General features: G+C 37.5%; 13 protein-coding genes. 1 reads left to right on the top strand and 12 read right to left on the bottom strand.

The features are described 5' to 3' along the window. Positions 1 to 2 precede the first annotated feature (2 nt). A complete protein-coding gene (locus C7K43_RS03260) occupies positions 3 to 446 on the bottom strand; it encodes a GNAT family N-acetyltransferase (protein ID WP_124005543.1) in 444 nt (147 codons plus the stop codon). 24 nt (positions 447 to 470) lie between these two features. Then, positions 471 to 1,481, bottom strand: coding sequence for a hypothetical protein (locus tag C7K43_RS03255; RefSeq protein WP_124005542.1), 1,011 nt, complete (start codon positions 1,479 to 1,481; stop codon positions 471 to 473). 140 nt (positions 1,482 to 1,621) lie between these two features. Between C7K43_RS03255 and C7K43_RS03250 the strand changes: the two genes are divergently transcribed. After that, positions 1,622 to 2,887, top strand: a complete 1,266-nt coding sequence (locus C7K43_RS03250) for a cytochrome P450 (protein ID WP_124005541.1) — start codon at positions 1,622 to 1,624, stop codon at positions 2,885 to 2,887. Positions 2,888 to 3,014: 127 nt separating this feature from the next. On the opposite strand, the gene C7K43_RS03245 is transcribed toward C7K43_RS03250, so the two are convergent. The 10 genes from C7K43_RS03245 to aroE all read right to left on the bottom strand — a co-directional run bounded on the left by C7K43_RS03245 (position 3,015) and on the right by aroE (position 13,169). Next, positions 3,015 to 3,863, bottom strand: coding sequence for a DegV family protein (locus tag C7K43_RS03245; RefSeq protein WP_124005540.1), 849 nt, complete (start codon positions 3,861 to 3,863; stop codon positions 3,015 to 3,017). An 81-nt stretch (positions 3,864 to 3,944) separates the two neighbouring features. Then, positions 3,945 to 5,117 (bottom strand): LCP family protein, encoded by a 1,173-nt coding sequence (locus C7K43_RS03240; RefSeq protein ID WP_124005539.1) that lies wholly within the window; start codon positions 5,115 to 5,117, stop codon positions 3,945 to 3,947. 129 nt (positions 5,118 to 5,246) lie between these two features. Further along, positions 5,247 to 6,080 (bottom strand): prephenate dehydratase, encoded by an 834-nt coding sequence (pheA, locus tag C7K43_RS03235; protein ID WP_124005538.1) that lies wholly within the window; start codon positions 6,078 to 6,080, stop codon positions 5,247 to 5,249. After that, positions 6,081 to 6,590 (bottom strand): shikimate kinase, encoded by a 510-nt coding sequence (locus C7K43_RS03230; protein ID WP_124005537.1) that lies wholly within the window; start codon positions 6,588 to 6,590, stop codon positions 6,081 to 6,083. It abuts the gene before it with no gap. Between the two features lie 5 nt (positions 6,591 to 6,595). Further along, positions 6,596 to 7,876, bottom strand: a complete 1,281-nt coding sequence (gene aroA, locus C7K43_RS03225) for a 3-phosphoshikimate 1-carboxyvinyltransferase (protein WP_124005536.1) — start codon at positions 7,874 to 7,876, stop codon at positions 6,596 to 6,598. A gap of 11 nt (positions 7,877 to 7,887) precedes the next feature. Further along, entirely contained in the window at positions 7,888 to 8,985 is a 1,098-nt protein-coding gene (locus C7K43_RS03220) for a prephenate dehydrogenase (RefSeq protein ID WP_124005535.1), read from the bottom strand. A gap of 11 nt (positions 8,986 to 8,996) precedes the next feature. Beyond that, the gene (aroC, locus tag C7K43_RS03215) at positions 8,997 to 10,163 is read right to left on the bottom strand and encodes a chorismate synthase (protein WP_124005534.1); all 1,167 of its coding nucleotides are present in this window, start codon (positions 10,161 to 10,163) and stop codon (positions 8,997 to 8,999) included. 15 nt (positions 10,164 to 10,178) lie between these two features. Then, the gene (gene aroB, locus C7K43_RS03210) at positions 10,179 to 11,237 is read right to left on the bottom strand and encodes a 3-dehydroquinate synthase (RefSeq protein ID WP_124005533.1); all 1,059 of its coding nucleotides are present in this window, start codon (positions 11,235 to 11,237) and stop codon (positions 10,179 to 10,181) included. Positions 11,238 to 11,240: 3 nt separating this feature from the next. Next, on the bottom strand, positions 11,241 to 12,281 hold the full coding sequence (gene aroF / locus C7K43_RS03205) for a 3-deoxy-7-phosphoheptulonate synthase (RefSeq protein ID WP_124005532.1): 1,041 nt from the start codon (positions 12,279 to 12,281) through the stop codon (positions 11,241 to 11,243). A 24-nt stretch (positions 12,282 to 12,305) separates the two neighbouring features. Next, positions 12,306 to 13,169 carry a shikimate dehydrogenase gene (aroE, locus tag C7K43_RS03200; protein ID WP_124005531.1) on the bottom strand — a complete coding sequence of 288 codons (864 nt, stop codon included), beginning with the start codon at positions 13,167 to 13,169 and terminating at the stop codon, positions 12,306 to 12,308. Between the last annotated feature and the right edge of the window lie 122 nt (positions 13,170 to 13,291).

Here is a 13,291-nt window from a genome sequence, read left to right as displayed (position 1 = left end):
ACTTACTTTTCCATATAATAATTTTCAAGTTGCTGACCGCGTACAGGAGCAACGTTTTTCCTAACTAATTTATATCCTAGCGCTTCAAAAAAGGGTTTTGCTGTGATAGAAGCAAACGTTGAAAACTTTTTGCCTGTGTTCTTTTCTTCTAAATCGTTGACCAGCTTATCCCCTATTCTCATTCTTTGAAAATCTTTATGAACAAATAGACGATCTAAATAGCCATCGTTATCCATATCAGCAAAACCAACTATTTTATTTCTATCACTCACCATAACAATTGCTTGGTGCTCCTTCACAGAATCTGTCCATGAGCTTTCATCGATATTCGACCAGGCCTTTAATTGATTTTCGTCATAATCATTTTTGTTAATTGTTTGGATTGTTTGCTTGATCATTTCAATGACTGCCTTTTTATCAGTGAAAGTATACTTTCTAATGTACATTTCAATTCTCCTGTAATAAACACCTTATTTTTCTACCTCAAGTAAAGTTGGTAAGTGTACAGCAACAACTTCTGTGAGAAATTTTGCAGTCTTTTCACGGTAACTCGCAGCGCCACTTTCAAAAATCAAATATAAATGGTCACCAAAAACAGCAATTTGTTCAAGGTAAGGTGGTGCTTTTATAGTTTGCACAGCTGTGCTTTTGTTTAACAAGCCGGTACAAAATTGTTCGCTTGAAAAAACGTAAATTTTAGATTGAAAGGGTCCGAATGATTGTGACACTAAACAATAATCTTTATAGAACACTATTCCTTGTGCTTTTTTTGGAACGATAACCTCTTCTTTTTTCTCTTGAACAACATCAAACGTTTCTTCTTCAACAAACGAAATATTGGCAACCGTCCCATTTTCCCTTTTATCGAAGTTCCCTGCAAGTAATGAACCTTCATTCATTGTGATAAATGAAGCCTGATAAATTGAGGGAAAATCAACTGTATGACGATATCTAATAGGTTTGTCGTCAAGCGTCATGTCATAGTTTAAAATGTCATCCATAGAAATGGCCGCAACTCGGCCGTGATCTTTTGCGACAGCCGAAACCCACAAACAATGATGAGCTGCATCATAGGCTAGTCCTCCAGCGTGAGTTCGGTCTTTTAAAACAATCGTTTTTAAGTATTTTGCTTCTTTTTTATCGAGCATAAAAATAACAGAATGGTGCTCATGACTAGAACAGTAAGCTGAAATAAATAAATAATTTTCAGTGATTGCCAATCCTTGTGGGGTCATGCCATAGCAATCATCTAAGCTTTTCGTTTCTTTTTCCAATGTTTGCGTTTTTAATAAGCCAGGAATCGGAAAAGTTGAGTAGTTTAGTTCAGCTTCTTTATATGAAGCATTTAATACTGGATATCTTTTAAAGATTTGCACCACAGGATCATACGTACTACTATTTAAAGTGCGAATTTTCTCTGTATAAAAAACAATCAGCCCTAAGGAAAAAAACAGGACAAGATTTACTAAAACAAAAATCACTTTTCCTCACTCCCTTCCTTTTAAATTATAGCGGAAAAGTAGAAAAAGAAAAGCCTCTAATAAAATGACAAATGTTTGTTTCCATTTCCAAAATACGTTAAACTGAAATTGTAACCAAATGACAAGGAGGAATATTGAAAATGGCATTCAAAGAAGTTCCTGAAACAAAAGTCAAATTAAGAGAAGTCAAAGACCTCTATAACGCAGGTTATGAAGTTTTGAGTGAGCTACGCAAAGAAGTTGACGCTCCCGTTGTAAAAGCTTCTCTTTTGAACCAAGAAATTATTGCTGTCTATGGACAAAATGCAGCTAAAAAATTCTATGATGCTGAAAATTTCAAACGTGATAAAGCTATGCCAACCCCTATTTTAAAAACACTTCAAGGTGAAGGTGGCGTACAAACGCTAGATGGAAAAGAGCATTATAAACGTAAAAGCGTATTTATGGATTTGATGACACCTGATCGTATGGAAGACTACCGGAAAATATTGGAAGAAACCTTAACCCAAGAATTAGATGCGCAAACAGGTCAATTTGAATTGTATCATTTAACTAAAAATGTACTTTTTAAAGCGATTTGTAAATGGGCAGGCGTTAATTTGGGTGAATATTCTCCTGAAGAAATCGACGAATTAGCCGATACGCAAGTTAATATGTTTGAAGGCACTGTAAATTCTGTAAGCCAGCACATAGAAGGGTTAGAAGGCCGGAAAAAAGCTGAAAAATGGGCACAAGAACTGCTTGAAGAAGCGCGCAAGAACCCAGTTCCAGGCAAAGAAAACGTCCCACTATATGCTTTTGCTGAAGCAACAGATGTTGATGGAGAACGCCTACCCCTTAATATTGCTGCAGTGGACTTCTTAAATATTATTAGACCGACTGTTGCGATTACTGTTTGGGTGGCGTTGATGGGACATGCATTATTTGGACCAAATAATGTTTATAAGGAATTAAAACAAAACTTCGATCATTTGCAAGATTCCTTTATCCAAGAGTTACGTCGTTACTATCCATTTTTCCCTATGGTCCCTGCTATCAGCATAAGAGATGTTGAAATCGATGGTTATCTAATACCTGAAGGCAGCTGGGTTGTTCTAGATCTTTTTGGAACAAATCACGATGGACGCTCTATAAAAGATCCTGAATCATTTGAAATTGATCGTTATGTAGGACGAACCAAACAAATCTCTTACGATGAAGAATATGAAATGATTGCTCAAGGCGGCGGCGATTTCCGCGCAATGCACCGTTGTGCTGGTGAGTGGATTACCTTGCATACTTTGCGGGTCTTTAGTAACCAGTTAGTTAATGGTTATGATTTTTCTATACCAAAACAAGACTGGGAAGTCCCTATGAATAAGTTCCCTACTTTCCCAGAAGACAAAGTTTTATTATATAAAAACTAATTAATGAAAAATAATAAACGCACAGAAGTTGAATATAGCTTCTGTGCGTTATTTTATAATAATAGCTGTTTAGTTTACATAATTATATTATGGTTAATAATAAAAAAGCAAAATGCTCTCTGCTTTTTTATTTAGCACATATGGCAAAGCCAATTGCTTTTTCACCTAAATGAGTCCCGATTACCGGTCCAAAATGACCAATTTCGACTGTGATGTTTGAATACGTTTTTTCAAGTCGAGCTTTTTCTTTTTTCGCTAATTCTAGATTATTGCCGTGAATAACATACAACTTTACAGGACGTTCAATTTCTTTTTCGCGCTCTCCTATCACTTCTTCAGAACGTCGGAGGGCTTTTTTAATCGATCTTATTTTTTCAAATAATACTATCTTTCCATCTTCAAACGTTAACACTGGCTTAATTTTTAACAATCCGCCTAGGAGGGCAGCGCCATTGGTCAAACGTCCCCCCCGTACCAAGTTGTTCAAATCATCTACGATTAAATAAGCATAAGTACTGGCTCGAATGATATCCAAGTAGTCTAAAATTTCATCCAACGTTTTCTTAGCATCCAACATATCCAAAGCCGCTTCAACCATATGACCCATAGGCATACTCGTTATTTTAGAATCATAAGGGATAACTTTTACACCTTCTACACTATCTTTTATACTATTAAGGTTGGTGACATATCCTGAAATTCCTGAAGATAAATGGATACTTAAGATCGTATCATATCCCTGTTCTTTTAATTTCTTGTATAAAGTCAATGTTTCGCCAAAAGTTGGTTGAGAAGTTGTTGGGAACTCTTTACTTTTTTTCATTAGTTTGTAGTATTCATTGGCTTCAATATCAACATCTTCATTATAAACTTTACCATCCAAAATAACTGGAATGGGTATCACAAATAAATCTTGATGTGTCTTTATTTTCTCGGGTAAGACAGCCGTACTATCAGTGACAATTGCTAATTTCATCATTCATCCTCGTTTCAAGCATTTTTCATACTTCAGCACTTATAATAGCATAAATGATTGTTCATTTGGAACCACTTGTTATTATTTTGCAAGAAAATTTTGAATTGCTTGTTGGTTTGCTTGCTGATCTACCATTAAGACACTACTTCCGTCATAGCTTTGTCCATAGCTCCAAGTATCATCAACCGGTACACTTAGGCGATCAACGCCTGAAGCTCCTTTGGTAATCGAAAAGCTATTTTTAGCGAGAAAACTCATCGGTATATCATTGGCAGAATACCCCATTGCTTTTCCTGCAGCATAAGGTAATTTAAATAATGCAATAGGATTCTTTAGTTCGCTAAACACAGCAGAAATTACTTGTTGTTGGCGACGAACACGTCCAAAGTCTCCTTCTTCATCCATCCGAAAGCGCGCATATTGCAGCAAAGTCAATCCGTCCATTTTTTGAGGGCCTTTTTTAATAGGCACTTCTAAATTTTTGCTCATGTCTTTTTCAGCGTCAATATCCACACCATTAGAAAATAAGGTATCAATCACTTTTTCAAATGTTTGAAAGTTGAGTGTCATATAATATTGACAATCAATACCAAAGTTTTGTGACACTGTCTGTCGCACAAGATCAGCCCCTCCATAAGCATAAGAAGCATTAATTTTGTTACCACCTACACCAGGGATATCAACGTAAGTATCACGCATGAAAGAGACTATTTTAGGTTTTTTAGCAGGCCCATCTAATTGTAAAACCATAATGGTATCCGCTCTAGCATTTTCCTCACCACGACTGTCACTGCCGATTAATAAAATATTATGGGCACCATCAGCGTCTGAAAACCCATTGAATGTTTCAGTTTCTGGTAAATCATCGCTATCTTCTGCTTCGCCTGCTTTTTGCCCCAAGTAAAATGAAACCCCGGAATACGCAATTAACAAGATTAAGAATGTAAAAATAAATCGTAAGAATCGATGCTTTTTTCTTTTTCGTGATTTTTTAGGTTTCTTGGGAGGTTTATTTCCTTGTGATCCGCCTGATATGTAGGGTTCATCATTTGGACCATTCATGTCTTCATAATAATCGTAATCAACCTGTTGCCCATCCTCTTGATAATTTTGCTCATACTCATCTGTATAATTATTATCTTCATTATGCGAATGAGTACGTGATCTACGAGCAAAAATATTTCCATTGGAGTTTTGACGAGATGACCGTTGTACTTTTTCTTCTTCACTTCTATATCTATCCATCCGGCTCATTTGTTTCTCCTTCCAAACCGTTATTCATTTAATAGCATACAATACTTATGCTCTAAAACAAAAGAAAAATAACAGAATTAAATGATTTAAAGACATTTTAACAAAAAAACAATGCAAACGGCATTGTTTTTAAGTAAATTTATTTATCGGATATCTACCTACCCATTGTACTTTAGCATGTAATAATTCGATTTCTGTAATAGCATTTTCAAGTAAGGCTTCATTTTCATTTAATACTATATCAATGATAAAAAAATATTCTCCTAAATGTGTCTTCAATGGACGTGATTCGATTTTTGCTAAATCAATTTCACGCCAAGCAAAAGCTGCTAATACTTGATGAAGCGCGCCAGGTAGATTAGCAGGTAGCGTGATAAATAAAGTCGCTTTTTTGTTTTGCTGATTAGTTGTTTTCTTTTTTTTCTTTTCAGTACTTAAAACCCAAAAACGAGTTTGGTTCATGACATTATCTTGGATATCTGCTGCTATAATTTTTAAATTATATTCTTGAGCGGCTTTTTCAGAAGCAATGGCTAAAACTTTTTCTCTAGAATGTTTTGCTAAATATTGCGCTGCAAAAGTCGTCGAGCTTACTGCTTCTAAAGGAACCCCTGGATAATGATTTTTTAAATACTGTTTTGTTTGAGCAAGGGCTTGGGGATGAGAAAGAATCTTTTCCGGTTGTTCCATTGAATGCGTTCCTAATAATTGCTGTCGTATGGGTAAGATCACTTCTTCTTTAACTGTAATGGAAGATTGACCAAATAAATGATCAACGGTGGCGTGAACCGAGCCTTCCAATGAATTTTCGATGGGCACTACCGCAAAATCGATTTTCTTAGCTTCAAGCTGTTCGAGAGTCAGCGGAATAGAAGCAAAAGGCACTAATGTGTCTTCTGCAAAAAGTTCACTAGCTGCTTGAAAAGTAAACGAACTTTTGGGACCTAAATAACCAACTTTCATTTAAATTACCTCTACTTTATCTAAAATTTCTTGGACAATTGCATCTGGCGTTTTTTCGGTCGTATCGATCACAAACTTGGCGCTTTCTTCATACAATGGAACTCGAGGAAGATAAACTTCGCGGATTTCATCCGGAGATTTCGAAGTTGCTAATGGGCGAACATTTCGTTTATCCAATACGACCCGGTGAACCAGTTCATCTAAATTCGCCTGTAAATAAATGACATTCGGATTATTCTGCAAAAACTGTCGGTTCTCTTCTTTTAAGACGATCCCTCCGCCTGTAGAAATAATGCCATTTAATTGTAAACTTTGCTGTAAAACTTTCGTTTCAATTTCACGAAATGCTTCACTGCCAAAATGATCAAAATAATCGGCAATACTCATACCAATTTGTTCAACTAAAATTTCATCAAAGTCGTGTTGTTTAGAGTTAAGTTTTTGTGCTAAAAGACGTCCAATTGTTGTTTTACCGGCGCCCATGAAACCAATCAAAACAATATTTTCCATCAGTATCACTTCCTTTTTACCAAATGTTTTATATCTTGAAAGAAATCAGGGTACGAAATAGCAATTGCTTCTGGGTTATCTAACTCTACATTTCCTTTGCTGACAAGTGCCGCAATTTGTAACATCATGCCAATGCGATGGTCTCCATGACTAGCTACGTTGGCGCTATGCAAAGCTGTCTTCCCTTCAATGATCAAACCATCGCTAGTCGCCTTAATTTTAGCTCCCATTTTTTGTAATTCTTGCGCCGTTGCATCAATCCGATTTGTTTCTTTTACTTTTAATTCTTGCGCGTCTTTGATAACTGTCGTTCCTTCAGCTTGGGTTGCCAATAAAGCAATGATCGGTAATTCATCAATTAAACGAGGAATTAGCGCTCCCTCAATTGTTACTGCCTTTAAATGAGAAGTTTTTACAATCAGTGTAGCAGATTGATTGACTTGATCAATAGCCTCAAATTGGATAGTTGCGCCCATCTTTTTCATGACATCAATAATTCCTGTACGCGTAGGATTGAGACCGACATTTTTTAAAGTAATTTCACTATCAGCAACAATTACTCCTGCCACTAAAAAGAAAGCAGCAGAGGAAATATCACCGGGAATCTTTACCTCTTGTCCTTTCAATTGTTGGGGGCCACAAATCGTAATTGTTTTTCCGTTAGTATGGATTTTTCCACCAAATTGAGTGATCATTTCTTCTGTATGATTACGAGAAATTTCTTTTTCAATAATTTTGGTCTCACCTTCAGTCTGCAATGCTGCAAAAAGAATAGCAGACTTCACTTGGGCACTAGCAACTGGCATATGATATTCAATCGGTTTTAACTTAGACTGGCCTGTAACAGTAATCGGAGGAAACTCGCTATGATTTATCCCCTTCAATACTGCGCCCATCTTTTTTAAAGGTAACATGACCCGCTCCATCGGACGTTTGTTTAATGAAGTATCGCCTAAAAGTGTGGTTTCAAAAGATGACCCCGCTAAAATGCCTAAAAGCAATCGCATAGTTGTTCCAGAATTTCCCACATTAATGGGCTCATTAACTGCTTTTAATCCGTTAAAACCTACTCCAGTAATAGTAATCGTCCGTCCGTTATCATAAATTGGAACGCCTAAAGTTTGCAGGGCATGAAGAGTACTCAAACAATCCTGCGCACGTAAAAAGTTATTAATCGTGGTTTTCCCATCAGCTATTGCGCCAAACATAATACTGCGGTGAGCGATTGATTTATCTGGTGGTACAACAATGGTCCCTTGCAAATAATCGGTTTGTATTAATTGCATCATTTTCCCCCCTATTGCAAACGACAATGATAGTCGGTTTCTTTTTCGATGTGTGTTTTTGCTGCTATTAAATCTGTTTCGTTTTTAAAGGTTAATTGCAAGACGCCAATGATATCTTCCCGTGTTTCTAGAATTTTAATATTTGTTAGAGAGATCTGTGTTTTTCCTAATAAACTAGTAATCTCGGCAATGCTTCCCGGACGATCAGGGACATCAACAAATAAATCGTAAAAAGCTGGAATAGAACCTTTTTTGTCAACTGGTAACCGGTCACGCATATCTTTTGCATTTGCAAAAAAATGATAAATTTGCTCGGCATTTTCAGTTTCCAACCAAAAAGAAATATCGTCCATTTTCGCTTGCCACTGAGTGATCATTTGCAACAAAGTATGGCGATTGCTTAATAAAATGTCCGTCCACATTTGCGGGTCAGACGAAGCAATCCGAGTGATATCACGAAAACCGCCTGCAGCTAACTGCTTAGCACGTGGATACTTTTGATTAAAGTGGTCTGCTTGATTCACTAACCCTGAAGCAATAATATGTGGTAAATGACTTAACATCGCCGTAATTTCATCATGCTCTTTAGGTTTTAGCAATACATATTTAGCCCGTGTTCCCGAAAACAATTCTTTTAACCGTTGGATCTGTTCTGTTTGTTCTTTTTTTGTCGGGGTAAAAATATAATAAGCATTTTCAAAAAGGTTTGCATCACAAGCTAAAATTCCTGATTTATGAGAACCTGCCATTGGATGCCCTCCAATAAAATTTAATTTATAAGAACGCGCCGTATGAACGATTTTTTGTTTCGTACTCCCGGTATCGGTAATCAACACTTCTTTTTTTAAATTCAATGTGGCTAACTCTTCTAAATAATGCTGCGCCGTTTGTACCGGTACTGCTAACACGATAATATCGCTGTTTTCAGCTGCTTTGGCAAAATTTTCAGGTATTTGATCAACAATCTTAGTCTCTTGAGCTGTTTGGCTAGTTTCTTTTGAATTGTCCCAACCATATAAGAAACTAACAGGATGTGTTTTTTTAATACATACAGCTAAAGAAGAGCCAATTAAACCCAGGCCAATAATCATGATTGTTTGTTTGGTCATATTGATATCTCCTAGTAATTTTTTAAATAATTTCGGTAATCGGCTATTGCCTGCTGTAATTCGTCAAATGAATCACTGGAAAATTTTTCTAAAACTTCTTGGGCAATAACTGTTGCAACGACATTCTCGCAAACTACACTAGCTGCTGGAACCGCCGTGCTATCTGAACGTTCAACGCTGGCCTTATAGGGCTCTTTCGTATCAATATCAACACTTTTCAATGGTTTATATAAAGTAGGGATGGGCTTCATCACACCTCGGACAACAATGGGCTCACCATTGGTCATACCGCCTTCAAAACCACCTAAGTTATTTGAACGACGAGTGTAGCCATCTTCTTCATCCCAAGTAATTTCATCCATTACTGCAGAACCTGGAAGTTTTCCAGCTTGAAAGCCCACACCAAATTCCGCGCCTTTGAAGGCATTAATACTAACTACAGCTTGTGCGATCTTAGCATCTAATTTTTTATCCCATTGCACATAGCTGCCAAGTCCAGCAGGAACGCCACCTACTAAAACTTCTACCACCCCACCAATGGTATCGCCTTTTTTCTTTGTTTGATCAATTAAATCACGAATTGGTTGTTCTACGGTAGCATCAATCACTCTCACATCAGAGGCTTCCGCTGTTTCTTTAATTTCTTTAATTGAAATTTCTTCTGGAACTGCCGCTTCAATACCGCCTAAGATGCGTACATGCCCAGCAACCTCCATACCAAGTTCTTTCAACAACTTTTTACTAACTGCTCCAATTGCTGTGCGCATGGCTGTTTCTCGAGCAGAGGAGCGTTCTAATACATTACGCAAGTCTTGTTGATGATATTTCATGCCACCTGCTAAATCCGCATGGCCGGGCCGTGGACGAGCCACTCGGCGTATTTTCTTCTGCTTTTCAGGGACATTTTCTATCCCCATCACTTTGCTCCAATTTTTCCAGTCTTTATTTTCAATAACTAACGTCAAGGGAGATCCCAGGGTCTTTCCATGGCGCAAACCTGAAGTAATTCGAACCTGATCGCTTTCAATCAACATCCTCCCGCCGCGGCCATAGCCGACTTGGCGTCGAGCAAGTTCTTGATTAATATCTTCAACGGTTAAAGGCATCCCCGCTGGTAACCCTTCGATAATCGCGGTCAATTCGGGACCATGAGACTCTCCTGCTGTAATATAACGCATAATTGTTTACTCCTTTTACAAATATTCTTTGAACTTTTCTAATGAGATAGGTATAATTTTAGCTTCGCCGATTTTTTCTAATAAAATAATATTTAATTGGCTTTCTCGGACCTTTTTATCATGAGTGATGGCTTTATTGATTTGTACTGGATCAAAGTCAGCAAATTCAACTGGTAGATCAAATTTTCTTAACATTTTCCGTAATTTTTGTGTTGTTTCTTTGGGAGTCATACCGATCTTTTCGGCATATTCTGTGATTTTTACCATTCCAATTGCAACACTTTCACCATGACTGATAGCACCATAGCCCGCTGTTTTCTCAATTGCATGGCCAATGGTATGACCAAAGTTTAAAATTAAACGCTGTCCTTGATCAAATTCATCTTCTTCAACTACTTTTCTTTTTACTTTTAAAGCTGGAATAATTACATCTTCAGCATGTTGCTCTAAATCAGCAGCATCTTTTAGATTTACTAGCGTTTGCCACAAATTGAGATCTGCAATCGCGGCTGATTTCACAATTTCAGCAATGCCTTCTTTTAAACGTTGTTGTGGTAAAGTAGCTAAAACATCTGGGTCAATTAAAACACCATCTGGCTGATAAAATGTGCCAATTAAATTTTTAGCGGCTGACGTATTAACTGCCGTTTTTCCGCCAATACTTGAATCAACTTGAGCTAATAAAGTCGTAGGCATTTGTACAAAATGAATTCCTCGCATATAAGTAGAAGCTACAAATCCTGCCAAATCTCCAATAACACCACCACCCAGTGCAATAATCCCATCGCTTTTAGTAAAGCTATTTTGCGCCAACTTCGTATAAAGAAAATCAGCAGTTTCTAAAGACTTACTCGTTTCACCTGTAGGAACCACCATAACTGTTGTTTGGAAGCCATTTTCGTTAAGCGATTTTTGCACTTTTTGCGTATAGATCTGATCCACCGTACGATCTGTAATAAGCGCTATTTTTTGCTTTTGCCAGATCTTTTTTATCCAAGCACCGCTTTGTATTAAACTATTTCGCTCCATTTTTATTTGATATTCATGGTCTTTTAATGCAATCGTCAGTTCCATGTTTTACCCCCTGACACTACTATTTTCCAATGCTTTAATTTGATTCATGGCGGCACTTATGATTTCAATTTCTTGCATCATCTTTTGGTAAGTTTTTTCATTTAAGGATTGTTGCCCGTCTGACCAAGCATTTTCCGGATCCGGATGAATCTCAACGATCATCCCATCAGCTCCTGTAGCAACTCCAGCACGAGCCATTGGTGGAACTAAATCCCAAACGCCAGTGCCATGACTAGGATCAACAATAATAGGAAAATGACTCATTTTTTTAATCAATGGGACAGCGCTCAGATCAAAAGTATTGCGGGTGGCATCTTCAAAAGTACGAATGCCCCGTTCAATAAAAATAACTGGGCTCTTACCGGAGACTGCAACATACTCTGCTGCATTAAGCCACTCATTAATTGTACCGGAAATCCCCCGTTTTAATCCGATAGGTTTGCCAGTTTTGCCCACAGAAGCTAGTAATTTGAAGTTTTGCATATTACGTGCACCAATTTGTAAAATGTCGCTGTAGTGTGCTACTAAGTCAATATGGCTTTCATCCATGACTTCAGTAATAACTTTTAAACCAAATTCGTCAGCTGCTTGTCTTAAGTATTTTAGCCCCTCTTCTTCCAAACCTTGAAAGGCATAAGGCGAGGTACGCGGTTTAAAAGCACCGCCTCGCAAAATTTTCGCGCCACCTGCTTGAGCCATTCGAGCTGTTTGTCGAATTTGCTCAAGCCCCTCAACTGAACATGGTCCAGCCATTGTGACAAAACTACCATCGCCAATTTTTACCCCGTCTACGTCAACTACGGTATCTTGCGGGTGAAATTCACGGGAAGTTAGTTTATACGTGTTGGTAATTCGAATGGTTGTATCTACCCCTTCATAACTGCGAAAGGCCACATCTTGAACACTTCTAGTGTCACCAATTAAACCTAAAACGACTTGTTTTTTCCCTTGATTAATTTGTACATCTAAACCTATCTCTTGAATACGATCAATAACTGTTTCTACTTGGTTTTTTGTTGCATTTGGTTGCATTATAATAATCATGTTACCCCTCCGTTTTTACTATACTTAAACTTTGTCCAAGATGGGACGAATCTTTTCGATCGGCATCTTTTTATGAGTCCACAATTCAAAAGATGCGGCTCCTTGATATAAAAGCATGCCCAAGCCATTTATTGTTCTCGCCTGATATTTTTTTGCTTGTTTGAGTAAATAAGTTTCTCTAGGCTGATAAATCGCATCATAGACAACTAGGTCTTTTCGTAAAACAGAGAAATCATTTATTGGAGATTCATTTTCCTGCATTCCCACACTTGTGGCATTCACTAAAATATCCGAGTGACGAATCGCCGTTTGTAAACACTCATTATCATAAAGGTTGGTTAATGTTACTTTACAAGCCGTTTTGCGATGAATTTCCTTGATTTTTTCCTCCATCTGCTCAAAACGAGGACCCAATCGGCTAAAAACGTGGATATTGGCTACTCCATCTAAAGCAGCTTGACTAATCATCGCGGTCGCTGCTCCACCAGCACCTAAAATCGTGATTGCTTTTCCTTGATAAGAAATCCCTGCTGCTTGCAAGCTTTGAATAAAACCAACGCCATCTGTGTTATAACCCCACAATTGCCGATTCCGATGGACAATGGTATTTGCCGCACCAATTAATTCACAGCCAGCTGTATAATGATCTAAATAAGGCAACACAGCCGTTTTATGCGGCATCGATACGTTGGCACCCAGCATATTGAATGTAAAAATGGACTGAAGAGCTTTGTCTAATTGCCCTTCTTTTATCTCAAAAGCAAGGTAAATGGCATCAGTCTCTGTCAGCTGAAAAGCTAAACTTTGCATTTTAGGTGATAAACTATGTTTAGCAGGATGTGCGAAAAAACCGACTAATTGGGTGGTTCCATTGATTTGTAATTCCATTTGCTTCCTCCTTGCTTTTTTAAATAAATCATCTCAAAAATAATAAAAAAAGGCGTCCGCTAAGTCAAAAAAACTATAGCGAACACCTTTATACAGTGTAGACGTCATCAAAAATTATTTAC

The organism is Tetragenococcus koreensis, assembly GCF_003795145.1.
GTDB lineage: Bacteria > Bacillota > Bacilli > Lactobacillales > Enterococcaceae > Tetragenococcus > Tetragenococcus koreensis.
The sequence above is the reverse complement of the archived record's forward strand: the minus strand, read 5'-3'. Positions and strand labels throughout refer to the sequence as shown.